The sequence below is a fragment of the Streptomyces sp. NPDC092045 genome, from assembly GCF_044756005.1.
Lineage (GTDB): Bacteria > Actinomycetota > Actinomycetes > Streptomycetales > Streptomycetaceae > Streptomyces.
Genome location: NZ_JBIVSC010000022.1, coordinates 40,678 through 65,666, shown reverse-complemented (window position 1 = coordinate 65,666; position 24,989 = coordinate 40,678). Strand labels below are relative to the sequence as shown.

General features: G+C 74.8%; 19 protein-coding genes and 1 pseudogene. 10 read left to right on the top strand and 10 right to left on the bottom strand.

Translation table 11 applies throughout. The features are described from left to right. Positions 1 to 572: 572 nt before the first annotated feature. On the bottom strand, positions 573 to 2,213 hold the full coding sequence (locus ACIQKA_RS30885) for a DNA repair helicase XPB (protein ID WP_383158658.1): 1,641 nt from the start codon (positions 2,211 to 2,213) through the stop codon (positions 573 to 575). A 169-nt stretch (positions 2,214 to 2,382) separates the two neighbouring features. Between ACIQKA_RS30885 and ACIQKA_RS30880 the strand changes: the two are divergent. Next, positions 2,383 to 2,761, top strand: a pseudogene (locus ACIQKA_RS30880) (GntR family transcriptional regulator). Then, on the top strand, positions 2,758 to 3,138 hold the full coding sequence (locus ACIQKA_RS30875) for an ATP-binding cassette domain-containing protein (RefSeq protein ID WP_391094337.1): 381 nt from the start codon (positions 2,758 to 2,760) through the stop codon (positions 3,136 to 3,138). Before ACIQKA_RS30880 ends, ACIQKA_RS30875 begins: the two are co-directional and overlap by 4 nt. Positions 3,139 to 3,417: 279 nt before the next feature. On the opposite strand, the gene ACIQKA_RS30870 is transcribed toward ACIQKA_RS30875, so the two are convergent. Continuing rightward, a complete protein-coding gene (locus ACIQKA_RS30870; protein ID WP_391094338.1) occupies positions 3,418 to 5,997 on the bottom strand; it encodes a helicase-associated domain-containing protein in 2,580 nt (859 codons plus the stop codon). Between the two features lie 72 nt (positions 5,998 to 6,069). On the opposite strand from ACIQKA_RS30870, the gene ACIQKA_RS30865 reads away from it, so the two are divergent. Beyond that, positions 6,070 to 7,317 carry a hypothetical protein gene (locus ACIQKA_RS30865; protein ID WP_402543022.1) on the top strand — a complete coding sequence of 416 codons (1,248 nt, stop codon included), beginning with the start codon at positions 6,070 to 6,072 and terminating at the stop codon, positions 7,315 to 7,317. Between the two features lie 468 nt (positions 7,318 to 7,785). Beyond that, positions 7,786 to 8,415: an HAD family hydrolase gene (locus tag ACIQKA_RS30860; RefSeq protein WP_383158648.1), complete on the top strand. Its 630-nt coding sequence runs from the start codon at positions 7,786 to 7,788 to the stop codon at positions 8,413 to 8,415. Here the strand turns inward: ACIQKA_RS30860 and ACIQKA_RS30855 are convergent. Further along, positions 8,403 to 8,681 (bottom strand): hypothetical protein, encoded by a 279-nt coding sequence (locus ACIQKA_RS30855; RefSeq protein WP_402543021.1) that lies wholly within the window; start codon positions 8,679 to 8,681, stop codon positions 8,403 to 8,405. The genes ACIQKA_RS30860 and ACIQKA_RS30855 overlap by 13 nt on opposite strands. A 135-nt stretch (positions 8,682 to 8,816) precedes the next feature. Between ACIQKA_RS30855 and ACIQKA_RS30850 the strand changes: the two genes are divergently transcribed. Further along, complete coding sequence (locus ACIQKA_RS30850) at positions 8,817 to 9,200, top strand: cold-shock protein (RefSeq protein WP_062753125.1); 384 nt, start codon at positions 8,817 to 8,819, stop codon at positions 9,198 to 9,200. Positions 9,201 to 9,369: 169 nt separating this feature from the next. On the opposite strand, the gene ACIQKA_RS30845 is transcribed toward ACIQKA_RS30850, so the two are convergent. From ACIQKA_RS30845 to ACIQKA_RS30830, 4 genes are all read right to left on the bottom strand, one after another. Further along, a complete protein-coding gene (locus ACIQKA_RS30845) occupies positions 9,370 to 10,221 on the bottom strand; it encodes a 1,4-dihydroxy-6-naphthoate synthase (protein ID WP_383430276.1) in 852 nt (283 codons plus the stop codon). Next, positions 10,218 to 10,991, bottom strand: a complete 774-nt coding sequence (locus ACIQKA_RS30840; RefSeq protein ID WP_391094343.1) for a futalosine hydrolase — start codon at positions 10,989 to 10,991, stop codon at positions 10,218 to 10,220. The genes ACIQKA_RS30845 and ACIQKA_RS30840 overlap by 4 nt, the downstream gene beginning before the upstream one ends. A gap of 7 nt (positions 10,992 to 10,998) precedes the next feature. Then, a complete protein-coding gene (locus tag ACIQKA_RS30835; protein ID WP_383158640.1) occupies positions 10,999 to 11,478 on the bottom strand; it encodes a DUF2771 domain-containing protein in 480 nt (159 codons plus the stop codon). A 266-nt stretch (positions 11,479 to 11,744) separates the two neighbouring features. Further along, positions 11,745 to 13,121: an MFS transporter gene (locus ACIQKA_RS30830; protein WP_383158637.1), complete on the bottom strand. Its 1,377-nt coding sequence runs from the start codon at positions 13,119 to 13,121 to the stop codon at positions 11,745 to 11,747. 757 nt (positions 13,122 to 13,878) lie between these two features. On the opposite strand from ACIQKA_RS30830, the gene ACIQKA_RS30825 reads away from it, so the two are divergent. Both ACIQKA_RS30825 and ACIQKA_RS30820 read left to right on the top strand, forming a co-directional pair. Then, complete coding sequence (locus tag ACIQKA_RS30825; protein WP_383158635.1) at positions 13,879 to 14,808, top strand: DUF3027 domain-containing protein; 930 nt, start codon at positions 13,879 to 13,881, stop codon at positions 14,806 to 14,808. A 291-nt stretch (positions 14,809 to 15,099) separates the two neighbouring features. Beyond that, a complete protein-coding gene (locus tag ACIQKA_RS30820; RefSeq protein WP_402543020.1) occupies positions 15,100 to 18,255 on the top strand; it encodes a sacsin N-terminal ATP-binding-like domain-containing protein in 3,156 nt (1,051 codons plus the stop codon). Positions 18,256 to 18,271: 16 nt separating this feature from the next. Here the strand turns inward: ACIQKA_RS30820 and ACIQKA_RS30815 are convergent, their stop codons facing one another. After that, positions 18,272 to 20,680, bottom strand: a complete 2,409-nt coding sequence (locus ACIQKA_RS30815; RefSeq protein ID WP_383159373.1) for an HAD-IC family P-type ATPase — start codon at positions 20,678 to 20,680, stop codon at positions 18,272 to 18,274. A gap of 145 nt (positions 20,681 to 20,825) precedes the next feature. After that, positions 20,826 to 21,110 carry a DUF2530 domain-containing protein gene (locus ACIQKA_RS30810; protein ID WP_402543019.1) on the bottom strand — a complete coding sequence of 95 codons (285 nt, stop codon included), beginning with the start codon at positions 21,108 to 21,110 and terminating at the stop codon, positions 20,826 to 20,828. A 145-nt stretch (positions 21,111 to 21,255) separates the two neighbouring features. Here ACIQKA_RS30810 and ACIQKA_RS30805 point away from each other — a divergent pair, with 145 nt between their 5' ends. After that, complete coding sequence (locus ACIQKA_RS30805) at positions 21,256 to 22,707, top strand: NCS2 family permease (RefSeq protein ID WP_383159377.1); 1,452 nt, start codon at positions 21,256 to 21,258, stop codon at positions 22,705 to 22,707. Here the strand turns inward: ACIQKA_RS30805 and ACIQKA_RS30800 are convergent. After that, positions 22,677 to 22,931, bottom strand: coding sequence for a hypothetical protein (locus ACIQKA_RS30800; RefSeq protein ID WP_121828227.1), 255 nt, complete (start codon positions 22,929 to 22,931; stop codon positions 22,677 to 22,679). The genes ACIQKA_RS30805 and ACIQKA_RS30800 overlap by 31 nt on opposite strands. A gap of 242 nt (positions 22,932 to 23,173) precedes the next feature. Between ACIQKA_RS30800 and ACIQKA_RS30795 the strand changes: the two genes are divergently transcribed. Together ACIQKA_RS30795 and ACIQKA_RS30790 are read left to right on the top strand one after the other, a co-directional pair. Further along, positions 23,174 to 23,617: a MarR family winged helix-turn-helix transcriptional regulator gene (locus tag ACIQKA_RS30795; RefSeq protein WP_062753095.1), complete on the top strand. Its 444-nt coding sequence runs from the start codon at positions 23,174 to 23,176 to the stop codon at positions 23,615 to 23,617. Between the two features lie 26 nt (positions 23,618 to 23,643). Then, complete coding sequence (locus ACIQKA_RS30790) at positions 23,644 to 24,981, top strand: MFS transporter (protein WP_383159381.1); 1,338 nt, start codon at positions 23,644 to 23,646, stop codon at positions 24,979 to 24,981. Positions 24,982 to 24,989 lie beyond the last annotated feature (8 nt).

Below are 24,989 nucleotides of genomic sequence, written 5' to 3'. Positions count from 1 at the left end.
CGCCACCGGCCCCGCTGCCACTGAGTCCGCCGACCCCGCTGCCACCGGGTCCGCCGCCACCGGCCCCGCTGCCACCGGGTCCGCCGCCACCGGCCCCGTCGCCACCGACCTCGCTGCCACTGAGTCCGCCGGCCCCGCCGCCACCGACCTCGCTGCCACTGAGTCCGCCGACCCCGCTGCCACCGGGTCCGCCGCCACCGGCCCCGCTGCCACCGGGTCCGCCGCCACCGGCCCCGCTGCCACCGGGTCCGCCGCCACCGACCCCGCTGCCACTGAGTCCGCCGACCCCGCTGCCGCCGCCCCGAGCACCCGCGCCCCGCGCGTCCTCGCGCTCTGCGGGTTCCTCCTCCTCGCCGGGTGCCTGGTGCTCACCGCCGTCCTCGGGCTCATCGACGCCGTCGAGGGCGACGGCACGGACGACGGCTTCCCCGCCGCCGGCTTCCGGGCCCTGGCCCTCGGCGCCGCTGCGGGCGCGGCGGCCCCCGCCGTGCCCCGCCGCGCGCTCGTCGCCGCCCAGTACGCCCTGGCGTTCGCGGGCCCGTCCCTCGCCGCCCTGGACCGAGCGGCGCGCGCTACGGCGCCAGCAGCTCGTCCGCGTCCACGATCCGGTACGCGTACCCCTGCTCCGCCAGGAACCGCTGCCGGTGCGCCGCGAAGTCCTGGTCGATGGTGTCCCGGGCGACCACCGAGTAGAAGTGCGCCTGGTGGCCGTCGGCCTTCGGCCGCAGCACGCGGCCCAGGCGCTGGGCCTCCTCCTGCCGGGAACCGAAGGTGCCGGACACCTGGATGGCGACCGTCGCCTCGGGCAGGTCGATCGAGAAGTTCGCGACCTTCGAGACGACCAGCACGCCGATCTCGCCGGTGCGGAACGCGTCGAAGAGCCGCTCCCGCTCCTTGTTCGGCGTCTCGCCCTTGATGACCGGCGCGTCGAGGTGCTCGCCCAGCTCGTCGAGCTGGTCGATGTACTGCCCGATGACGAGGGTCTGCTGCCCGGCGAACCTCTTCACCAGCGCCTCCGTCACCTTCCGCTTCGTCGCCGTCGTCGCGCAGAAGCGGTACTTCTCCTCCGGCTCGGCCGTCGCGTACGCGAGCCGCTCGGAGTCGGTCAGGTTCACCCGGACCTCGACGCAGTCGGCGGGCGCGATGTAGCCCTGCGCCTCGATCTCCTTCCACGGCGCGTCGAAGCGCTTCGGCCCGATCAGCGAGAACACGTCGGACTCGCGCCCGTCCTCGCGGACCAGGGTCGCGGTGAGGCCGAGGCGGCGGCGGGCCTGGAGGTCGGCGGTGAACTTGAAGACGGGCGCGGGCAGCAGGTGCACCTCGTCGTAGACGATGAGGCCCCAGTCGCGGGAGTCGAACAGCTCCAGGTGCGGGTAGACGCCCTTCCGGCGGGTCGTGAGCACCTGGTAGGTGGCGATGGTGACGGGCCGGATCTCCTTCTTCGTCCCGGAGTACTCGCCGATCTCGTCCTCGGTCAGCGAGGTCCGCCTCACCAGCTCGTGCTTCCACTGCCGGGCGGAGACGGTGTTGGTCACCAGGATCAGGGTGGTCGCCTTGGCCTCGGCCATCGCCCCGGCGCCGACCAGCGTCTTGCCCGCGCCGCAGGGCAGCACGACGACGCCGGAACCGCCGTGCCAGAAGCCCTCCACGGCCTGCTTCTGGTAGGGCCGCAGGCTCCAGCCGTCCTCGGCGAGGTCGATCCGGTGCGCCTCCCCGTCCACGTACCCGGCGAGGTCCTCGGCCGGCCAGCCCAGCTTCAGCAGGGTCTGCTTGATCTGCCCGCGCTCGGAGGGGTGCACGGCCACGGTGTCCGGGTCGATCCGCTCCCCGACGAGCGGCTGCACCTTCTTCGACCGGAGGATCTCCTCCAGGACGGGCCGGTCGGTGGTGGTGAGCACGAGCCCGTGCACGGGGTGCTTGGAGAGCGTGAGGCGCCCGTACCGGTCCATCGTCTCGGCGACGTCGACGAGCAGCGCGTGCGGCACGGGGTAGCGCGAGTACTCCACGAGCGCGTCCACGACCTGCTCGGCGTCGTGCCCGGCGGCCCGCGCGTTCCACAGCCCGAGCGGCGTCACGCGGTACGTGTGGATGTGCTCCGGCGCCCGCTCCAGCTCCGCGAAGGGCGCGATGGCCCGCCGGCAGGCCTCGGCCAGCTCGTGGTCGACCTCCAGGAGCAGCGTTTTGTCGCTCTGGACGATCAGTGGTCCGTTCACGCGCGATCAGGTCCTTCCCGGGCCGCTCCGACGACGGCCAATCCTCCAGTGTGCAGCATGGCCACGGGTACGGGCAGGACCCGGGACGCCCGTACGGGGCCGGCGGCCCTCCTGGGTGCCCGGCGCGCGCCGGTGGGACGCCCCGCCGGCCGGCGCGGCGTCTTCCCCGTTGACCGGACACCACCTGAACAGCCGGTCAGGCCTGTCCCCCTACCAGCAGGTTCGGCACGCACTGCGCCTGGGTCTGCTGGAGGAGGGACCGGCTGCCGACGGTCAAGGACGTGGCGCGGCAGACGGCGGTCAACCCGAACACGGTGCTCAAGGCGTACCGGGAGCTGGAGCACGACGGTCTGGTGGCCGCCCGTCCCGGCATCGGGACGTTCGTGACCCGGACGCCGGCCGATGCCTCGCTCGCCGCGCACGGGCCGCTCCAGAAGGAGCTGCGGCGCCGGCTGACCAAGGCCCGCCTGGCCGGGCTCGACGACGAGAGCATCGAGGCGCTGTTCGCGAGCACGTTTCGCGACGCGGCCGGAGAGGACGTGGCATGAGCGCGGTCCTGCGGGCCCAGGGCCCGGGCAAGAGGTACGAGCAGCGCTGGGCGCTGCGGAACTGCGATCCGGACGTCCCCGCCGACCGGGTGGTCGGCCTGGTCGGCCCCAACGGCGCCGGCAGGTCGACCTCGTTGAAACCGGCCTCCGGCATGCTGACCCCGACGGCCGGGACCATCGAGGTGTGCGGTGGCCGTCCCGCGGCGGGTGCGGAACAGCCGGCCAAGGTCGGCTTCGTCGCCCAGGACACCCCGGTCTACGCCGCGCTGAGCGTCGCCGACCACCTGGCGTTCGGTGACCGGGCGGCGGGTCCGGAGCACCGCGCCGGACCGCCGAAGCGGGCGCGGGGGACGGCCGCCGTCGGCGGCCGGCCGTGACCGGCCGCCGTCTGCCGGGGGGCGCCGTGCCGGGCGACGGCGCCCGCGCCGACACCGGGCCCGTCGTCCCGCACCGCGAACGCCCCCCGGCCCGCGCCGAGCACGCCTTCGCCCGCACGAGGCACTACAAGCCCCTCCGCGCCTGCCGCCGGCGCGGCAACGGCCCCCACCACGCGGCGCGGGCCGTCGCCCACCTGAACGACCCCGCCCTCACCGCCTGGCCGGACCGGCACCGAACCAGGCCCCGACCTGCCCGAACGCGACCTCCTGCCACACCCTTCAGTCGTCCGCCAGCTCCGCCACCCCCGTGATCCGGTGCAGCGGGTACGTGCGCACCTCGTCGGCCGTGTGGTCGTAGCCCGTCACGAAGCCGCCCTCCACGCGGACCGGGGCGATGACGCGCTGGCTCGCCGCGCCGTCCGCGTTCACGTAGCCGATCCAGACCGCCGAGCCGGTCATCGCCGCCGCCTGGACGGTCGCCAGGGTCTCGGCGGACGAGGTGCGGGGGAGGGACCCGGCCGGGGCCGGGGCCGCCGGCTCCCTGCGGACCGCCGTCGCCGCCCGGTCGCCCGCCCGGATCGCCCGCACCGCCGCGTGCAGCAGGGTCGCGTCCGGGGCGGGCGGGCCGTCCGGGACGGGGACGGGAGCCGTCCGCGCGGGCGTGCGGTACGCGTCGGCGCGGGTGACCAGGACGTCCCCCTCCGCCGACTCGGCGGCCGGCGCGTACCCCATCGCCCGCAGCCCGTCGAGCAGCGCCGCCGGGTCCGCCTGCGCGGCGAGCACCGTCGGCGCCAGGCGCCGCAGGCCGAGCGGGGCGGAGCGCCGGTCGGCCAGGATCTCGCCGAGGACGGTGTCGTCGTCGCAGCGCACGTACGCGGACGCCGCCCCCACCCGCAGGTGCCCGTGGCGCCGGGCCACGTCGTCCACGAGGTACGCGAGCGGCTGCGGCACCGGCGTGCGGGAGTGGGCGGCGAGGAACGCGTGCACGTCGGACGCGGCGAGACCGGAGTCCAGGGCCCGCCGCACGGAGCCGGGCGTGAACCGGTAGACCGTCGCGCCACCCTTCGACTCCACGTCCGCGAGGACCGCGAGCGCGTCCGCGAGGGGCCGCCGCAGCGGGCCGGGCGCGACCGCCGTCAGGTCGGCCTGGAGCAGCACGTGGTCGACGGCCTCGGGCAGCAGCGGCGCGAGCAGCGTCGCCGCCCGCTCGGCGGCCACCGACTCCTCGACCCCGCCGCCCTCGTCGGCCGGCGACGCGGCCTCGGCCAGCGGCAGGTTGAGCAGCGCCCGCGCCGGGGCCGCCAGGGCGCCCCGGCCGGTGAGCCCGAGGAGTTCGGCCTCCGCGAGCGACCAGCGCGCGAGCCGGGACCGCAGGTCGTCGGGGACGGCGGGGCCCGCGCCCTCCTCGCCCCCGGAGCCGGAGCCGGAACCGGAGTGACCGGGACCGGCGGGACCCGCGGCGGAGCCCCGCGGCGGCCGTTCCCACCGCAGCCGCGCGAACAGCGTCTCCGGGTCGGCCGCCGCGCCCGGCGGCAGCGTCGCCAGGAGGCCGAGCACCCGGTGCCGCACCTCGGGCGCGGCCGCCCGGTCCAGGTCCGGGCCGAGCGCCGAGAGGGCGCGCCCCTTCGCGTCCTGGCCGCCGGCCAGGCCCGGCGTGCGGGTCGAGGCGAGCCAGGGCACGACGAGCCGGGCCCAGCGCTCGGCGGGCGGCAGGTCCAGCCAGGTGTCGTAGGCGGGCGTCGGCGCGTACCGCTCGTCCGCCTCCCCGTCCGAGGCGAGCAGCCCCGCCCCGTGGCAGAGCTCCAGCCAGAAGGCCGCGACCGGCTCCGTCACGTCCAGGGCGGCGGCGGTCCGCCGCAGGTCCCGCACGGAGAGCCCGCCCGCCCGCAGCACCTGCGGGCCTCCCTTGTCCCAGGACTTCAGCAGCTCCTCGACGGTCGCCAGCGCCGTGTACGCCTGCCCGGCCGCCGCGCCGTCCACCACCTGGGGACGGTGCTCGCGCAGCACGGCCACCTCCGGCGCCACCGGCTCCGGCGCCCGGTGCGCCCGCCCGCCCCGCAGGTGCAGCGCCACCTCGCGCGGCAGCACCACCGTCCGCGCCGACACCGGGAGCAGCAGGCCCCGGTCGCGCAGCCAGCGCACGGGCGGGGCCGGGTTCGCCGTCACCTCGCCGTACGGCGGCCCCCACACGAGCCGGTCCAGGACGGCCAGCGCCTCCGGCGGCGCCTCGTCGAGGAGCGCGCCCATCCGGGTCCGGTCGGTGAAGAGCCCGGTCAGGGCCGCCACCGCCGACACCGGGTCGTGCGTCGCGGCGAGCCCGGCCGTCGCGATGATCTCCTGCACCCGGCCCGGCGACATGCCGGACGTCGCCTCGGCGACCGTCGGTCCGAGCCCGGTCGGCGAGGGGTGCTGCGGCGACGGCGAGAGCAGTTCGCGCGCGGTCCGCACGAGCCGCAGCCGGTCGTCCTCGCCCCACACGAGGGCCTGTTCGCGCAGCAGCGCCACCGCGCCCGGCAGCGCGTCCTCGATCACCGGATCGCCCTCGTCGCCGGTGAGCAGGGCGAGGAGCACGGGGTACGGGGCCGGGTCGGGGGCGACGGCGAGCGCCTCGGCCGTCTGGAGCGCGAACCGGTCGAGCCGCTCCAGGGCCCGCACCACCGAGCCCCGCGTGCCGGCCCGGGTCGCGAGCTGCGTCAGGTCGTTCGGCACGGGGTTCAGCAGGTCCGGGCGGGCGCGCAGCAGCGCGGCGAGCCCCTCGTCCCCCCGGGCGCGGAGCGCCTCCGCGAGCGTGCGGGGCGCCGCGGCGGCGCCTGTTCCCTCGGCCACGTGCGCCTCCCGGTCGAGCCCACCGATCCCCATCCGGACCACGTTAACCGCTGCGCAGGCGCTAACGTCGGGCCGTACCGGGCGAACCGGCCGTGGAGGGGCACCGTGGGCATCGAGAGCGACCAGTTGGTCTACGACTACCTGAGCCGGGTCGGCGATCTGGCCCAGCAGCGCCACCTGCCGGCGGGCGACCGCATGCGGCTCGTGTCGACGCTCCGGAACGAGATCGACCGCCGGCGCGCCACCCACGGCGAGGAGACCCCCGCGTCGGTACGGGGCATCCTCGGCGACCTGGGCACCCCGGACGAGATCGTGGACCGCGCGGGCGCCCGGCGGGCGCCGGGGGACGCCGGGACGCCGGGGGAGGCCCGGGGCCCGGTGCCGCAGCCGCGCGGGGGCGGCCCGGAGCGGGGCGACTCCTCCCGTACGCGGAAGAAGGACGGTACGGGGGGAGGAGGGTCCGGGGACGCCCCGGCGGCCGGCCGGGCGGGTGGAGCGGGCCGGACGGGCCGGTCGGCCCCGGACGGCCGTAAGGGCTCCGATCCCCGTAAGGGCTCCGACCTCCGTAAGGGACCCGATCCCCGTAAGGGCTCCGGCACCCATGAGAGTTCCGGCACCCGTAAGGGCTCCGGGGGACGTGCGGACCGCGACGCCCGGCCGCCCCGCGAGGGATCCGCCCCCGACAGGCCCGGAATCCCGGCACCGCGTCCCGGCGTGTCGGCCCCGGGCCGGCCGCTGTTCCACGGCGGGGCGGAGCGGGGCGCCTTCGACGGCCCGGAGGAGCCCGACTGGTGGCGGACGGAGGACGCCGACGGCGTCCCCGGCTTCTTCGGGGGGATCGAGCGCCCGGACCTCTTCGTGCCGCCCGCCCCCGAGGAGGATGGGGAAGAGGAGGAGGCCGGGGCCTCCGCGCCGGGGAAGCGCCGGATGTCCATCCGGTTCCTGCGGCGGCGCAAGGACCGGGCCCCGGCCCCCGAGGCGGAGGCGCCGGTGGCGGAGGTCCCGCCCCGCCCCCGCCTCGCCAACCCCTTCGTGCTGCTCGCCGCGCTGCTCCTGCTCGGCGGCGCCGTCTTCGGCTCGCTCCTCGCCCTCGCCGCGGGCTGGCTCCTCGCGTACGCCTCCCGCCGGCTGACCCCCGGCGAGGTCAGGGGCGCGGTCCTGGTGATCCCGGGCCTCGCCGCCGGTGCCGGGACGCTCTGGCTGTGGGGCCGCGTCCAGGGCCGCTGGGGCGACCCGGTGGTCCCGGGCGGCGAGGCGATGGGCGCGGCGGTCGCCGAGACCTGGCCGTGGGTCCTGCGGGGGGCGGCGGTCGCGTCGGCCCTGTTCCTGCTGTGGCGCTCCCGCAAGCACTGAGACACCGGACCGCCGCCCAGGACACCGCTCACCGGGCACGGCCCCGACCCCGACCCGAACATCCGGGCGCGACCCCGATCCCGACCCCGCCCCGAACACCCGGGCGCGACCCCGACCCCGACCCCGACCCCGACCCGAACACCCGGGCACGCCCCCGCCTGCCTCCCGAACACCCGGGCACGGCCCCGGACGAACCGACCCCCGAACACCCGGGCACGGCCCCGGACGAACCGACCCCCGAACACCCGAGCACGGCCCCGACCCCGGCCCCGGCCCCGCCCCGAACACCCGGGCACGCCCCCGACCCCGACCCCGAACCCGACCCGAACACCCGGGCACGCCCCCGCCTGCCTCCCGAACACCCAGGACACGGCCCCGGACGAACCGACCCCCGAACACCCGGGCACACCCCCGCCCCGCCCCGAACGCCCGGACCGGCCCCCGAACACCCGCCCCGCCTGGACCAGAATGGGGGCCATGACCTCTCCGGACGCGCCCCTCACCGTCGGCTTCGACCTCGACCTGACCCTCCTCGACACCCGCCCCGGCATCAAGGCCACGTGGGAGGCGTTCGCCGCCGAGACCGGCGCCGCGATCGACGCCGACCTCGTCGTGACCCGCCTCGGACCGCCGCTCGAACACGAGATGGCGTACTGGTTCCCGCAGGAGCGCGTCCCGGAGATGGTCTCCCGCTACCGCGCGCTCTACCCGGAGTACGCGATCGGGCCCACCGTCCCGATGCCGGGCGCCGAGGACGCGCTCCTGGCCGTCCGCGAGGCGGGCGGCCGGACGCTCGTCGTCACCGCCAAGAACGGCCCGCACGCCGAACTGCACTTCGAGCGCCTCGGCATCGAGCCCGACGCGGTCGTCGGCGGCCTGTGGGCCGAGGGCAAGGCGGAGGCCCTGCGCGCCCACGGCGCCCGGGTGTACGTGGGCGACCACACCGGCGACGTCCGGGGCGCCGCCGCGGCGGGCGCCCTCTCGGTGGCCGTGGCGACCGGCCCCTGCCCCGCCGAGGAGCTGCGGGAGGCCGGCGCGGACGTGGTCCTGGCGGACCTGACGGACTTCCGTGCCTGGTGGGAGGCCTACCGGGCCTGAGCGGACGGGCCCGTACCGGCCTTGGCCTGGCGGCGCTGGGCCGCGATCGAGCGCATCACCCCGGCGGCGGCGACGAGGAATCCGACCCCCATCAGCATGGAGACGGTGTACGCGACGGTGGGGAACGGGTCCGTCCCGAGGAACAGCGGAGCCACGGTGATCAGCGTCGCGACCGCGCCGATCACGAAGAGGATGCCGCCGGCCTTGACGAGGCCGTCGCCCGGGGCGCTGTCGTCCACCGGCACGGCGCGGGTTTCACTACGCATTCGACCAGGGTAGTTCCCAGGCCGTAGGAACACATCGGCGACGTCTTGTCACCGGCCTCCGGACCATTAGCCTTGGTGCCGGCGGGTCGGTCGACCCGCCGTTTGCCATCCCCATCGACGAGGACGAGGACGGACGTGCCTACCGGCAAGGTGAAATGGTTCAACAGCGAGAAGGGCTTCGGCTTCCTCTCCCGTGACGACGGCGGCGACGTCTTCGTCCACTCGTCGGTGCTCCCCGCCGGAGTCGAGGCGCTGAAGCCGGGCCAGCGGGTGGAGTTCGGCGTCGTCGCCGGCCAGCGCGGCGACCAGGCGCTGTCCGTCACGATCCTCGACCCCACCCCGTCCGTCGCCGCGGCCCAGCGCCGCAAGCCCGACGAACTCGCGTCCATCGTGCAGGACCTGACGACGCTCCTCGAGAACATCACGCCGATGCTGGAGCGCGGCCGCTACCCGGAGAAGGCGGCGGGCAAGAAGATCGCCGGCCTGCTGCGGGCGGTCGCGGACCAGCTCGACGTCTAGACGCCTAGGGTCTGTCCGGCGGATCAGGGTCGGATAGGACGCGGCGTCTGGTGCGGTGGCTCGCAAGGCGCCGGAGCGGTTCGATAGCGGAGCTATCGGGACGTTTCGGCAACGCGGCGAGGTGCCGTGCCAGGCGACGCGACCCCGGCCATGATCCGCCGGACAGGCCCTAGGGGAACGACAGCGCGTCCGGGCCGAGGGGCGGTACGAGTCCCTCGGCCGCGGCGCGGGTGAGCAGCCCGCGCACCGCCGCGTACCCGTGCTCGCCGAGGTCGGCCGTGAACTCGTTCACGTACAGGCCGATGTGCTGGTCCGCCACCTTCGGGTCCATCTCCTGCGCGTGCTCCATGACGTACGGCCGGGAGGCGGCCGGGTCGTCCCAGGCCATCCGCACGGACGCGCGGGCCGCGTCGGCGAGCAGCCGGAGGGTCTCCGCGCCGAGCGAGCGGCGGGCGACGATCGCGCCGAGCGGGATCGGCAGGCCCGTCGTCGTCTCCCAGTGCTCGCCCATGTCGGCGAGCCGGTGCAGCCCGTACTCCTGGTACGTGAAGCGGGCCTCGTGGATGACGAGCCCCGCGTCGACCTTGCCGTCGCGGACGGCGGGCATGATCTCGTGGAACGGCATCACGACCACCTCGCCGACCCCGCCGGGCACGGCCTCGGCCGCCCACAGCCGGAACAGCAGGTACGCGGTCGAGCGCTCGCTCGGCACGGCGACGGTCCTCCCGGCCAGGTCGGCGCCCGTTCCGGCGTCCCGGGTCAGGACGAGCGGCCCGCAGCCCCGGCCCAGCGCGCCGCCGCAGGGCAGCAGGGCGTACTCGTCGAGGATCCAGGGCAGCACGGCGTACGACACCTTGAGGACGTCGTGCGCGTCGGTGCCGCTCTCGGCCCAGCCGTTGGTGACGTCGATGTCGGCGAAGGTCACGTCGAGCCGGGGCGCGCCGGGGACGCGGTCGTGGGCCCAGGCGTCGAAGACGAAGGTGTCGTTCGGGCAGGGCGAGTAGGCGATCTTCAGTTTCACGGCGTCTCCACGGGGACGGTGCGGCTCAGTGCTCCGGCGGCCCGGCGGAGCGCGTCCAGGGCGTCGCCGATGCGCCAGGCTGCGCGGTCGCGGGGGCCGACGGCGTTCGACACGGCCCGGAGTTCGAGGACGGGCACGCCGTACGCGGCGGCGGCCTCGGCGACGCCGAAGCCCTCCATCGCCTCGGCGGCGGCCCCGGGGTGCCGCCCGGCCAGCTCGGCGGCGCGCCGGGCGCTGCCGGTGACGGTGGAGACGGTGAGGACGGGCGCGACGGCGCACGGCAGGCCGTCGGCGGCCAGGGCGGCGCGGAGGCGGCCGGTCAGCGCCCCGGGCACGGGGTGGACGGACCGTCCGAAGCCGAGCTCGTCGACGGCGAGGTACCCGTCGGGGGTCTCCGCCCCGAGGTCGGCGGCGACGATCGCGGACGAGACGACGAGGGTCCCGAGCGGGGCGGACGGCTGGAACCCGCCGGCGATACCGGCGGAGACGACGAGGTCGTAGGGGCGTTCCCGGTGGTCCGTGCCCGGCGCCGGAGCGTGTGCCGAGGCGTGTGCCAGGGCCGTTCCCGTCGCGGCGGCGACGGCCGCGGGGCCGACCCCGCCGACCAGGACGTCGACGCGCGCGCGGTCCCCGTCCGCGTGGCGGCGCAGGACGAAGCCCCCGGGCAGCGGGACGCGCTCCGGGGCGGCGGTCGAGACGGCGGCGAGGCCGGCGGTGACGGAGTCCGCCTCCGCCGCCACGGCCGTCACGATCAGGATCCGGTGGACCACCGGCGGATCAGGATTCCTTCTTCAGCTGGAAGTGCCAGATGCCGGTCAGCTTCTTGCCGGTGTTCTCGACGATGGTCACCTGGGCCTTGTCCAGGGTCTCGCCGCTCTGGCTGGAGAAGAAGGCGCTGGCCGGAATGGTCCGGTAGGTCTTCTTGTACGGCTCGGCCTCGGCCTGCTGGCCGCCGAGGAAGATCGTCCACCCGTTGTCGGCGATCTCGGGGTCCACGCCGAAGCGGATCCGGTCGTCCGGTGCGACGGTGAGGGTCTTCTCGGCCTTCTTGTTGAGGCACTCCTGGACCTGCGACTCCTTGATGGCGTCGCCGTCGTTGTAGCAGGCGGCCTCGGAGTGGACCGAGTCGGATCCGACCGTCAGGGTCGCGATCGGGGTCGGCTTGTCGCATGCGGAGAGGACGAGGAGCCCGGCGGAGACGGCCCCGAGGGCGACGGCGGTCCGGCGGCGCGAGCCGGAGAAGAACGCAACGGTCATGAGCCGAAGGCTATCGGGCCGTCGCTTCCGCGCCACGCGGGGGTACGGCGTGCCGCCTCCCGGTACCGGACGGGCTGGGTCATCCGTACGCCCGGAGGCCCCTTCCGCGCGGCCCGAGACGCCGCCCGAGACGCCGACCGAGACGTCGCTGGGGCCCGCCGTCCGTCCGTGCCCCGGGTCGCCGTCCGGTCACGTCCCGGGTCGCCGCACCGCCGTCCGTCCGCGCCCCGGGCCACCGACCGGTCACGTCCCGGGTCGCCGTCCGGTCACGCCACCCGGGTCTTCGAACGGTTCTTCGGGCCCGGGCGGCGGGCGGCCGAGAGCAGGCCGCGGACGGCCAGGAGGGCGCCCAGGGCCAGGATCGCGGCGGCGACGGACATGCCGAGGGTGCCGTTCAGGGGGAGCGCGATGCCGATCGCGCCGCCCACCACCCACGCCATCTGGAGCGCGGTCTCGGAGCGCGCGAACGCCGAGGTGCGCACCACCTCCGGCACGTCCCGCTGGATCAGCGCGTCCAGGGACAGCTTCGACAGGGCCTGGGTGAGGCCCGCGACCGCGCCGAGGACGGCGACCATCACGCCGCCGAAGAAGATCGCCGTGCAGACGGCGGTGCCCAGGACCACGCTGATCATCGTGGCGATGATCACCTCCGGACCGTGGCCCCGGTCCCGGAGCAGCGAGCCGACCGCCGTCCCGCACGCGTTGCCGACGCCCGCCGCCACGCCCACGATGCCGAGGGAGACGGCGGCGCTCTGCCCCGAGAGCGGGTGCTCGCGCAGCAGGAACGCCAGGAAGAAGATCAGGAAGCCGGACAGCATGCGCTGGGCCGCGTTGGCCGCCAGGCCGTGCAGGACCGCCGGGCCGACCGTCCGCAGGCTCGGCTTCTTCTCGCCGTGCGTCAGCAGGTGCGCCCGCCGTTCGCCCTTCGCGGAGTCCACCTTCGGCGGCATCCGCAGCGCCCAGAACACGCCGAGCAGGAACAGCGCGCACGCGCCGTACAGCGGCCAGCCCGGCCCGATCATCTGGAGCCCCGCCCCGACGGGCGCGGCGATCCCGGTGGCCAGCAGCCCGGCCAGGGTGACTCTGGAGTTCGCCTTCACCAGCGAGAAGTCCGGTGGCAGCAGCCGGGGCACGACCGCGCTGCGGACCACCCCGTACGCCTTGGAGGCCACGAGCACGCCGAGCGCCGCCGGGTACAGCTCGATCCCGCCGGTCGCGACGGCCCCGGACATCATGATCGCCAGCACCGCGCGCGTCCCCATCGCGCCCGCCATCGCCGCGCGCCGGCCGTGCGGGATGCGGTCCAGGAGCGGGCCGATCACGGGCGCGAGGAGGGTGAACGGGGCCATGGTGATGGCGAGGTAGAGGGCGACGCGGCCACGGGCCTCGTCGGTCGGCACGGAGAAGAAGACGGTGGAGGCGAGGGCGACGGTGATCATGACGTCCCCGGCGCCGTTCACGGCGTGCAGCTCGATCAGCTTGCCGAGCCCCGACTCGCCCGCGCCGTGCGCGTGCGTGGCCTTCCGGATGCCCTTCGCCGTGCCGGTGAACGGCAGGTGCAGGGCACGCCCGACCGCCCGGCCCGCTCTCCGGAGCGGCCCGGCGTGATCCTCGGATCGTGCGGGGGACCGTGCGGCTGCCACCCCGTCATAGTGCCCCAAGGTCGGGGGCCGAACCGTGGCGTGACGCGGGATACATCCGGACCGGCCGGACCGTGTGCGGCCCGGCGGAGGAGCCGGAGGCGCGCCGGAGACCCGCTCGAACGGACCCGCGCGCCGGGCGTGTCGCGACCGCGCCGGGGACGGGGGCGCGCCGTCGGCCGGTGCGGCCGGCCGGGGCCGTGGTTCCGCCGCCCGTGGACCGTACGGCCGACGCGGTGGTCCCGGGCCGCCACGACCGGACGCACATGGTCCGCCCCGTCGTTCCCGTGGCTCCGCGACCGGGCGCGCATGCTGTCCGTCCCGTCGTTTCCGGGTCCCCCTGGCCGGACACGCGCGCGGTCCGCCTTGTCGTTTCCGTGGCTCCGCGACCGGGCGCGCACGCTGTCCGTCCGGTCGTTCCCGGGTCTCCGCAGCCGGACACGCGCGCGGTCCGGCCGGCCGTTCCCGGGGCTTCGCGACCGGTCCCGCCGTCCGCGATGCGGCCCTCTTGGGGCGGGCAGGTGGGCGGAGGCCCGCGAACGGGGTAGCGTGCGTAGCGCGTCACCGGCGGAAGCTCTCGGCCGCGCGCCTCTTCGGCATCCCGCAGAATGGATGGCGTTAGGTGTGCCCGAGACGCGCGAGACACGTCGGGTGCGGACGTCGATGCGGCCCTCTGGTCCGCTCCGCCCGCCGCCCGTTGCTTCGCTCCCGCCTCCCGGCCGGCGCACCTGTGAGACGGCGTAGGAGAGAAGCGATACCTGTGAGTGCTGCGACGACGCGAAGCGGTACCCCGCGTGCCCCGCGAACCACGCGTACCCCCGACCGCCTGTGCGCCGAGGCGGTGGAACTCGCCCGGGAGGCCGCCGAGGAGGCGGCCGCGCCGGGGATCGTGGGCGCCCACGTGGAGGTCCTCGCGGAGGGCGACCGCGTCGTCACCCACTTCTTCGAGTGCAAGGAGCCCGGCTACCGGGGCTGGCGCTGGGCGGTGACCGTGGCGCGCGCCTCCCGCGCCAAGAACGTCACGCTCGACGAAACCGTCCTGCTGCCGGGACCCGACTCCCTCCTCGCCCCCGAGTGGGTGCCGTGGAGCGAGCGGCTGCGCCCCGGCGACATGGGCCCGGGCGACCTGCTGCCGACCGAGCAGGACGACCCGCGCCTGGAGCCCGGCTACACCGGCGAGGACGTGCCCCCGCCGAACTCCGCGGTCTCGGAGGAGCTGGCGGACCACCTCGACGTCGAGGACGCCGAGATCGTGACCCGCACCCCCTCGCGGGGCGCGATCGCGTCGGTCGCCGACGAGCTCGGCATGCGCCGGGCCCGCGTCCTGTCCCGCTACGGCCTGCACGTGGCCGCGGACCGCTGGGACGAGGCCTTCGGCGCCAAGACCCCGATGGCGCAGGCGGCCCCCGCCACCTGCGAGTCCTGCGCCTTCCTGGTGCCGCTGGACGGCTCCCTGAAGCAGGCCTTCGGCATCTGCGCCAACGAGTTCTCCCCGGCGGACGGCCGGGTCGTCTCCCTGGCGTACGGCTGCGGGGGCCACTCGGAGGCCGCCGTCATGCCGAAGCCGCCGCGCCCCGCGCCCCCGGTCCACGACTCGACGGCCGTCGACGCCTTCCCCCTCCGTCCCTCCAGGGACTCCGGCTCCACGACGGAACCGGACGAGGTCCTGGAGGACCTGGGCCACTCGTAGCGGCGGCCCTCCGCGGGGAGGGCGGTGCCGCGCGGCGCGGTACCTTCGGGCCCCCGGGACCTCCGGTCCGGGGACCCTGGGCCCGTCCGGCGGATCGGGGCCGGGGCCGCGACGTCCGGCACGGCACCGCGCCGCGTCGCCGGGACGGCACGACGGCTCGGTCGTCGTGCCCTCCCGGCGCCGTGCGGCGCACCGCCGGGCGCCGCGTCCCCCCGGCCCCGCTCCGCCGGACCGGCCCCGGACCCGGGAGCGGCACCGTCCCGGTCCCGCCCCGATTCACCGCACCGCAGAGTGGAGTCAGACGTGAGCGTCAGCGTCCGGACGACGACCGACGGAACCGACCCCTTCGGCACCGCACGGCTCCGCCGCGGCGTCCTCGACACCTGGGGGGCCTCGTCCGCCAGGTTCCGGGAGGACGCCAACGCCGAGGAGGACCTCGCGCTCGGCGGCTACCGCGACCGGCTGGTCGTCGAGCTGGCCCAGAACGCCGCCGACGCCGCCCGCCGCGCCGGCGTCCCCGGCCGCCTCCGCCTCACCCTGCACCCGGCGGACCACGAGGGCCCGGCCGTCCTGGCCGCCGCCAACACCGGCGCCCCGCTGGACGCCACGGGCGTCGAGTCGCTGTCCACCCTCCGCGCCTCCGCCAAGCGCGAGCAGGGCGGCGAGGGGGACACGGGGGCCGTGGGCCGCTTCGGCGTCGGCTTCGCCGCCGTCCTCGCCGTCACCGACGAGCCCGCCCTCCTCGGCCGCCACGGCGGCGTCCGCTGGTCCCTCGCCGAAGCCCGCGAACTGGCCGCCGACGCCGCCCGCCACAGCCCGGGCCTCGGCGACGAACTGCGCCGCCGCGACGGCCACGTGCCGCTGCTCCGCCTCCCGCTGCCCGCCGAGGGCACCGCGCCCGACGGATACGACACCGTCGTCGTCCTGCCGCTGCGCGACGCGGCCGCCCACGACCTCACCGAGCGCCTCCTCTCCTCGATCGACGACGCCCTGCTGCTCACTCTTCCGGGTCTGTCCGAGGTCGTCGTGGAGACACCCGAAGGTGTACGAACGCTCCGCCGCTCCGAGGCCGACGGCTACGTCCGCGTCGAGGACTCCGCGAGCGGCACGCACCGCTGGCGGACCGTCGGCCACGGCGGCCCGCTCGACCCCGAGCTCCTCGCGGACCGCCCGGTCGAGGAGCGCCTGCGCCCCCACTGGTCGGTCACCTGGGCCGTGCCCGTGGACGACGCGGGAGCCCCGCGCTACCCGCAGACCACCCCGGTCGTGCACGCCCCGACCCCCACGGACGAACCCCTGGGCATCCCCGCCCTCCTCATCGCCTCCCTGCCGCTCGACACCGCCCGCCGCCACCCGGCGCCCGGACCGCTCACCGACTTCCTGGTGCAGCGGGCGGCCGACGCGTACGCCGAACTGCTCGCCGACTGGCGGCCGGTGACGACCGCCGCGCTCGACCTCGTGCCCGGCCCGTTCGGCAAGGGCCCGCTCGACGGGGCGCTGCGCGAGGCGATCCTCGACCGGCTGCCGCGCGTCGGGTTCCTGGCGCCCGCCGTCCCCACCGAGGAGCTGCCCGCGCTCCGCCCGATCGAGGCGGAGGTCGTGGAGGGCGCGGGCGCGGACACCGTGAACGTGCTCGCGGAGGTCTTCCCGACGCTCCTCCCGGCCGGTCTGGAGCGCCGCCCGGAGCTGCGCACGCTCGGCGTCGGCCGGGTCCCGCTGACCGAGGCGATCGACCGCCTGGCCGGGGTCGACCGGCCCGCCGGCTGGTGGTGGCGCCTGTACGACTCCCTCGCGGGCGTCGACCCGGACCGGCTCACGGGCCTGCCGGTGCCGCTGGCGGAGGAGACGGAGGGCACCCGCCCCCGCACGGCGATCGGCCCCCGCCAGGTCCTCCTCCCGCAGGAGGGCACCCCGCCCGAGCTGGCCCGGCTCGGCCTGAAGGTGGCGCACCCGGACGCCGCCCACCCGCTCCTGGAGAAGCTGGGCGCCCTGCCCGCCACGCCCCGCGCGATCCTGACGACCCACCAGGTGCGGCTCGCGGTCGCCGCCTCCCTCGACGTGGGCGAGGTCTGGGACGAGGACGTCGACGCCCTGGACGCCGAGGAGCTGGCCGAGACCGTCCTCGGTCTGGTCCGCGACGCGGACCTCGCCCCGGGCGAGGAGCCGTGGCTGGGCGCGCTCGCCCTCCCCGACGAGGACGGCGAACTCGCCCCGGCCGGCGAACTCGTCCTGCCCGGCTCGCCCTTCGCCGCCGTCGTCCGCCAGGACGAGATCGCCTTCGTGGACGCCGGCCTCGCCGCCCGCTGGGGCGAGCAGCCCCTCACCGCGTGCGGGGTGCTCGCCACCTTCGCGCTGGTCCGCACGAGCGACCTCGTCCTCGATCCGGACGAGGTCGAGCCCCGCGAGGGCGACTACCCGGAGCCGGACGACGCCGGGCTCCTCGACGCGGTCGACGTGTGGTGCGAGGACGTCCTCGACCGCCTCCCGCAGACCCCGGTGCCGCCGGTGGCGACGGAGATCGCCGCCGTGCGGGACCTGGACCTGGTCGACGACGACGCCTGGCCGCAGGCGCTCGCCCTGCTCGCGGTGCCGCCCCTGAGGGACGCCCTGATCCAGCCCGTACGGGTCCTCCTGCCGGACGGCACGACGGAGACGGTCCGCCCGTACACGGCCTGGTGGCTCCGCGACCACCCCGTACTGGACGGCCGCCGCCCGGCCGGACTGCGCGCCGCCGGTACCGACCCCCTCCTGATCGGCCTGTACGACTCCGCCGACGCGACCGGCTTCGACGACGAGCAGGTCCTGCGGGCCCTCGGCGTCCGCACCTCGGTGTCCGCGCTCCTGGACGAGCCGGGCGGCGCGGCGGAGCTCCTGGGCCGCCTGGCGGACCCGGACCGCGTGGTGACGGCCCCGCAGCTGCACGCCCTCTACACGGCCCTCGCGGACCTCGACCCGGAGCGGGTGACCCTCCCGGACGAGCTGCGGGCGGTCGTCGACGGCGTCCTGACCGTCGTCGACGCGGCGGACGCGGTGGTGGCCGACGCCCCCGACCTCCTCCCGCTGACGGCGGGCCTGCCCCTCCTCCCGGTCGCCCCGTCCCGGGCGGCCGACCTGGCCGAGCTGCTCCAGGTGCGCCGTCTGAGCGAGACGGTCGAGGCGCACGTCACGACGGCCGGCGAGGAGCACGAGGTCCCGGACTCCGTGACGGCCCTCCTCGGCACCGCCACCCCCGGCTTCTACGTCGAGCACGAGGAGCTCCGCGCGGGCGGCACCGAACTCGACTGGCGCCGCACCCCCGACGGCACCGTCCACGCCGCCACCCTCGAAGGCGTCGCCGCCGGCCTCGCCTGGGCCGCCGGCCAGTGGCCCCGCCGCTTCGAGGTCGCGGCCCTCCTGGAGGACCCGACCCGCACGGAGGAGCTTTCGCGGGACCGGTGGTTCGACTGACCGGCCCGCCCGCCCCCTACGCCGGGAACCTCCGGTCCACCCAGCGCCACGCGACCTCCAGGACCGCCGCGCCCGTCGCCGCGATCGCGACCGCCGCCCACGGCATCGTCGTGCCGACCAGCTTCAGGGCGAAGAAGTCCTGGAGCCAGGGGACGACGAGGACCAGGAGGAAGGCGCCGGCCATGGTGGCGACCAGGGCGAGGCGCCACCAGGTGTAGGGGCGGGCGATGATCGCGAGGACCCAGAGGGAGACCAGGAAGAGCGTCAGGGTCGCCGCGCTGGTCTCCGCCTCCAGGGCGCCCTCGCCGCTGTAGTGGTGGCGGGCCAGGAGGTACGTGGTGAAGGTGGCCGCCCCGGCGATGGTCCCGCCCGGGATCGCGTACCGCATCACCCGGCGCACGAAGTGCGGCTTCGCCCGCTCCTTGTTCGGGGCCAGGGCCAGGAAGAAGGCCGGGACGCCGATGGTCAGGGTGGACAGCAGGGTCAGGTGGCGGGGCAGGAAGGGGTACTCCACCTGAGAGCAGACCACCAGCACCGCCAGGAGCACCGAGTAGACCGTCTTCGTCAGGAAGAGGGTCGCCACGCGCGTGATGTTGCCGATGACCCGGCGCCCCTCCGCCACCACCGACGGCAGGGTCGCGAAGGAGTTGTTCAGGAGGACGATCTGCGCGACCGCCCGGGTCGCCTCCGAGCCCGAGCCCATCGAGACGCCGATGTCCGCGTCCTTCAGGGCCAGGACGTCGTTCACGCCGTCGCCGGTCATCGCGACCGTGTGGCCCTTCGACTGGAGCGCGGCCACCATGTCCCGCTTCTGCTGCGGGGTGACCCGGCCGAAGACCGCGTTCTCCTCCAGCACCTCCGCCATCTTCTCCCGGTCCTCCGGGAGCGTGCGGGCGTCCACCGTGTGCTCCGCCCCCGGCAGGTCCAGCTTCCCGGCCACCGCGCCCACCGAGACCGCGTTGTCGCCGGAGATGACCTTGGTGGCGACGTTCTGGTCGGCGAAGTACGCGAGGGTGTCGGACGCGTCCGGGCGCAGCCGCTGCTCCAGGACCACGAGCGCGGCCGGGCGGGCCGCCTCCGCCGCCCCGGGGGCGCCGGGCGCGCGGTCCGTACGGGCCAGGAGGAGGACCCGCAGGCCCTGCTCGTTCAGGTGGTCGGTCTCGGCGAGCGCCGGGTCCCCCTCCGCCAGGAGCACGTCCGGCGCGCCGAGCAGCCACGACGACTCCTCGCCGCCGCCCTCGTCGAACGTCGCGCCGCTGTACTTGCGGGCCGACGAGAACGGCAGCGCCTCCGCGCAGCGCCATCCGTCCGCGTCCGGGCAGGCCTCGATGATCGCCTGGAGGGAGGCGTTCGGGTGCGGGTCGGACGCGCCGAGCGCGCCGAGGACCTTGCGCACGTACGCCTCGTCGGAGCCGTTCAGGGGGCGCAGGGCCGTCACGTCCATGCCGCCCTCGGTCAGCGTGCCCGTCTTGTCCAGGCAGACGACGTCGACCCGCGCCAGGCCCTCGATGGCCGGCAGCTCCTGCACGAGGCACTGCTTGCGGCCGAGCCGGACCACGCCGATCGCGAACGCCACGGAGGTGAGGAGGACGAGCCCCTCCGGGATCATCGGGACGATGCCGCCGACGGTCCGGGCGATCGAGTCCTTGAGGTTGCTGTCCTTGACGATCAGCTGGCTGATGATCAGACCGGTCGCGGTCGGGACCATCATCCACGTCACGTACTTGAGGATCGTGGAGATGCCGCTGCGCAGCTCGGAGTGGACGAGCGTGAAGCGGGAGGCCTCCTCGGCGAGCTGCGCCGCGTACGCCTCGCGGCCGACCTTCGTGGCCGTGAACGCGCCGCCGCCCGCCACCACGAACGAGCCCGACATCATCGGGTCGCCCGGCTTCTTCACCACCGGGTCCGCCTCGCCGGTGAGCAGCGACTCGTCGACCTCCAGACTGTCGGCCTCCGCCACCACCCCGTCGACGACCACCTTGTCCCCGGGCCCCAGCTCGATCAGGTCCCCGAGGACGATCTCCGAGGTGGACAGCTCGGCGGCGGTGCCGTCGCGCCGGACCGTCGGCTTGGCCTCGCCGATGACGGCGAGCCCGTCGAGGGTCTTCTTGGCGCGGAGCTCCTGGATGATGCCGATGCCGGTGTTCGCGACGATCACGAAGCCGAACAGGCTGTCCTGGATCGGCGCGACGAAGAGCATGATCACCCACAGCACGCCGATGATCGCGTTGAAGCGGGTGAAGACGTTGGCCCGGACGATGTCGACGGCCGAGCGGGAGCTCCGTACGGGGACGTCGTTGACCTCCCCGCGCGCGACCCGCTCCGCGACCTCGGCGGAGGTGAGTCCGGCCGGACGGTGCTCGACGGGCGGTCCGCCCCCCGCCGTCCCCCTGCTGTCGGTGTCGATCTTCGCCCGCTGCGTCATGCTCTCGACGGTACGGCCGGAAGGGGGCGTTCACCTGCCGGAGAGGGGGATGTGGGGGTGAGGATCGGACCCTGGGGGGACGGGGGTGGTCCTGTGGGACTACGTCCGGGCGCCGGGCGGGCCCTCCCGGCGTCGGGCGGGGGTCTTACGGAGCCGACCGTTCCTCCGGGGCTTCCCCCGTCGCCGTCGCCGCGTGCCGCTTGAGCGCCTCGTCGCGCTTGCGCACGTACCAGATGCCGATCAGGCCGAGCCCGGCCCCGGCCAGGCAGGTCCACACCCACCAGGTCAGGTCCCGGTCGTCGAACCAGCCGTAGAAGGGGAGCTGCACGAGGAAGAGGGCGAACCAGAGGATCGTGCCGCCGGTGATGGTGGCGACGACGGGCCCTTCCAGGGGCTCGGGTGCCTCGTGCTTCGGTGTCCACTTCGCCATGGGGGCCAGTCTAGGTGGCCCGAATTCTTGTCTACGCGCGGAGATGGACGCTCGCTCGTTCATGTGTTCATACTGAAACGGTTTGCCTGTGGCGGGTTTCCTTCGTATGAACCGCCAAAACGGACACTCTTCTCCGAGGATTCCCATGAGCACCACGGCCACCGCCAAGGCCCCGTCCCCCGAGCCGTCCGGTTCCCCCGAACCGACCTCCGGACTCGACCGCTTCTTCAAGATCTCCGAACGCGGCTCGACCGTGGCCCGCGAGGTCCGGGGCGGCTTCGCCACCTTCTTCGCGATGGCCTACATCATCGTGCTGAACCCGATCATCCTCGGCAGCGCCAAGGACATGTACGGGCACCAGCTCGACGGCGGCCAGCTCGTCACCGCCACCGTCCTCACGGCGGCGTTCACCACCCTCCTGATGGGCGTCATCGGCAACGTCCCGATCGCCCTCGCCGCCGGCCTCGGCGTCAACACCGTCGTCGCGCTCCAGCTCGCGCCCCGGATGTCCTGGCCCGACGCCATGGGCATGGTCGTCCTCGCCGGCCTCGTCGTCATGCTGCTCGTCGCGACCGGTCTGCGCGAGCGCGTGATGAGCGCCGTCCCGGCCGGGCTCCGCAAGGGCATCGCGATCGGCATCGGCCTCTTCATCATGCTGATCGGCCTCGTCGACTCGGGCTTCGTCTCCCGCATCCCCGACGCCGCCCACACCACCGTCCCGCTCCAGCTCGGCGGCGACGGCCACCTCAACGGCTGGCCGGTGCTCGTCTTCGTCCTGGGCGCCCTGCTCACCCTCGCGCTGATCGTCCGCAAGGTCCCCGGCGCCATCCTCATCTCGATCGTCGTCATGACGATCGTCGCCATGGTGATCAACGCGGTCGCGGACGTCCCGTCCTGGGGCCTGACCACCCCGGAGTGGCCCGGCAACCCCGTCGCCTCGCCCGACTTCGGCCTCTTCTGGGAGTTCAGCCTCTTCGGCGGCTTCCACAAGGTCGGCGTCCTGACCGGCGTCCTCTTCGTCTTCACCGTGCTGCTGTCCTGCTTCTTCGACGCCATGGGCACGATCCTCGGCGTCGGCGACGAGGCCAAGCTGACCGACAAGGACGGCAACTTCCCCGGCATCAACAAGGTGCTCCTCGTCGACGGCCTGGCCGTCGCCTCCGGCGGCGCGACCTCCTCCTCCGCCACCACCTGCTTCGTGGAGTCCACGGCCGGCGTCGGCGAGGGGGCCAGGACCGGTCTCGCCTCCGTGGTCACCGGCGGCCTCTTCTCCGTGGCGCTGTTCCTCACCCCGCTGGCCACCATGGTCCCCTCCCAGGCCGCCACCCCCGCGCTGCTCGCGGTCGGCTTCCTGATCATGGCCGGTTCGGTCAGGGACATCGACTGGAGCGACTTCACCATCGCGGTGCCGGCGTTCCTGGCCATGGTGATGATGCCGTTCACGTACTCGATCACGAACGGCATCGGCATCGGCTTCATCGCCTTCAGCGTGCTGCGCCTCGCGGCCGGCCGGGGCCGTGAGGTGCCGGTGGCCATGTACGTCGTGTCGGCGGTCTTCGTCTTCTACTACGCGATGCCGGCGCTCGGCCTCACGTGATCCCGGGGCGGGGCGGGGGCCTGCGGCGGCTCCCCCTCCGTCCCCTCCGCGCCGTAGAACTTCTCCGTCTCGTCGACGGCGGTCTTGAACCGCTCGTCGAAATCCTCGCGAATGAGCGTCCGGGCCACGTAGTCCTGGACGCTCATTCCTCTTTTCGCGGCGTGACTCCTGAGCCGGTCGAGCAGCTCACCGTCGATGCGCAGGCTGAGCACTGTCGATCCCATGCCGTCAGGGTCGGGGCACCCGAGGCTCCTTTGCGTCACTTTCTGGATCCGACTCACTCGTTCGGGTGATACATGGATGCCGAAGCGTGATCTGGGCCGGTGTGTGTTGTCGCGCGCGGGTGCGCGGGACGTGCGCGGGCACGGGGGTGCGCGGGTGCGCGTGGGGTTGGGGTGTGTGATTCGCGCGACGTCGGTGGGGCCCCGGTGGTATTTAGAGAGAGTAATGAGTTAGGCTAACAAACATGCCTGACCTGTCCCACGGCACCGCCGACGACGTCGCGGCCGTGAACGCGCTCCGCTCCTCCGTCATGCGGCTGGGCCGACGCCTCAAGCACCAGCGCGTCGACGAATCGCTGAGCCCCACCGAGATGTCGGTGCTCGGCACCCTGTCGCTCTGCGGCTCCGCGACCCCCGGCGAGCTGGCCCGCAAGGAACACGTCCAGCCGCCCTCGATGACCCGCATCGTCGCGCTGCTCGAAGCCAAGGGACTGGTCCGGCTGGAGCCGCACCCCGACGACCGCCGGCAGAAGGTGGTCAGCCAGACCGAGCAGGCCGAGGCCATGCTCGAAGAGTCCCGCCGCAAGCGGAACGCCTGGCTGGCCGCGCTCGCCGAGGGTCTGGACGAGGACGAATGGGCCAAGCTGCGCGCGGCCGCCCCCGTCCTGGAGAAGCTCGCGCACCTGTAGACCACGAGCCGAGGAGGCGACGCACTTTGAGTACGGGACCCGGAGCAGACTCCGCACCCGTCCACAAACCCGATACCTACACCCGCCGGGGCGGGGGGACCTTCTCCTCGCTCACGATCCGGAACTACCGGCTGTTCTTCACCGGAGCGATCGTCTCCAACACCGGTACGTGGATGGCCCGGATCACCCAGGACTGGCTGGTCCTGAGCCTCACCGGCTCGGCCGCCGCCGTCGGCATCACGACGGCCCTCCAGTTCCTGCCGATGCTGCTCTTCGGCCTGTACGGCGGTGTCATCGCCGACCGGTACCCGAAGCGGCAGCTGCTTCTCGTCAGCCAGGCGGCCCTGGGGCTGTGCGGCGTCGCGCTCGCCGCCCTGACGCTGTCCGGGCACGTGCAGGTCTGGCACGTCTACCTGATCGCTTTTCTGCTCGGCATGGTCACCGTCGTCGACAATCCGGCGCGGCAGTCGTTCGTGTCCGAGATGGTCGGGCCCGAGCAGCTTCGTAACGCCGTTTCGCTGAACTCGGCCAACTTCCAGTCCGCTCGGCTCGTCGGGCCCGCCGTGGCCGGTGTCCTCATCGCCGGGGTCGGGAGCGGGTGGGCCTTCCTGCTGAACGGTCTTTCTTTCGTCGCGCCCGTGATCAGCCTGCTGCTCATGCGGACCGGTGAGCTCCACAAGGTGGAGCGCGTTCCCCGGGGGAAGGGGCAGCTCCGGGAGGGGCTGCGGTACGTGGCAGGGCGGCCCGATCTGCTGTGGCCCATCGTGCTGGTCGGGTTCATCGGGACCTTCGGCTTCAACTTTCCGATCTGGCTCACCGCTTTCGCCGACGGGGTCTTCCACGTGGGGGCCGGTACCTACGGGTTCCTCAACACCCTGATGGCCGCCGGGTCGCTCGTGGGCGCCCTCGCCGCGGCCCGGCGCGGCTCGACCCGGCTGCGGATGCTGGTGATCGCCGCCGGCGTCTTCGGCGTGCTGGAGGTCGTCGCGGCGCTGTCGCCGGCGTTCTGGCTGTTCGCGCTGCTGCTCGTGCCGATCGGCATGATCGGGCTCACGGTCAACGTCACCGCCAACTCCGCCGTGCAGATGGCCACGGATCCCGCGATGCGGGGGCGGGTGATGAGCCTCTACATGATGGTCTTCGCCGGGGGGACGCCCATCGGTGCTCCGTTGCTCGGGTGGGTCACCGATGTCTACGGCGCTCGGGTCGGGTTCGCCGTGGGCGGGGCGATCTCGCTGGCCGCCGCTGTCGTGGTGGGGCTGGTGCTCGCTCGGCTCGGGGGGCTCAAGGTCGCCGTCGGGTGGCGGCGGGGGCATCCGCAGGTTCGGTTCGTGGCGCGGGAGCGTTTGACGACCGCGGCGTAGTGCTTGGG

What these genes read in the sequence shown, in the direction of transcription:
- ACIQKA_RS30875 (WP_391094337.1), top strand. Translation starts at nt 2,758, where the DNA reads ATGAGCGCGGTCCTGCGGGCCCAGGGCCCGGGCAAGAGGTACGAGCAG.
- ACIQKA_RS30870 (WP_391094338.1), bottom strand. Translation starts at nt 5,997, where the DNA reads ATGGGGATCGGTGGGCTCGACCGGGAGGCGCACGTGGCCGAGGGAACA.
- ACIQKA_RS30860 (WP_383158648.1), top strand. Translation starts at nt 7,786, where the DNA reads ATGGGGGCCATGACCTCTCCGGACGCGCCCCTCACCGTCGGCTTCGAC.
- ACIQKA_RS30855 (WP_402543021.1), bottom strand. Translation starts at nt 8,681, where the DNA reads ATGCGTAGTGAAACCCGCGCCGTGCCGGTGGACGACAGCGCCCCGGGC.
- ACIQKA_RS30835 (WP_383158640.1), bottom strand. Translation starts at nt 11,478, where the DNA reads ATGACCGTTGCGTTCTTCTCCGGCTCGCGCCGCCGGACCGCCGTCGCC.
- ACIQKA_RS30815 (WP_383159373.1), bottom strand. Translation starts at nt 20,680, where the DNA reads ATGACGCAGCGGGCGAAGATCGACACCGACAGCAGGGGGACGGCGGGG.
- ACIQKA_RS30810 (WP_402543019.1), bottom strand. Translation starts at nt 21,110, where the DNA reads ATGGCGAAGTGGACACCGAAGCACGAGGCACCCGAGCCCCTGGAAGGG.
- ACIQKA_RS30805 (WP_383159377.1), top strand. Translation starts at nt 21,256, where the DNA reads ATGAGCACCACGGCCACCGCCAAGGCCCCGTCCCCCGAGCCGTCCGGT.
- ACIQKA_RS30800 (WP_121828227.1), bottom strand. Translation starts at nt 22,931, where the DNA reads ATGGGATCGACAGTGCTCAGCCTGCGCATCGACGGTGAGCTGCTCGAC.
- ACIQKA_RS30795 (WP_062753095.1), top strand. Translation starts at nt 23,174, where the DNA reads ATGCCTGACCTGTCCCACGGCACCGCCGACGACGTCGCGGCCGTGAAC.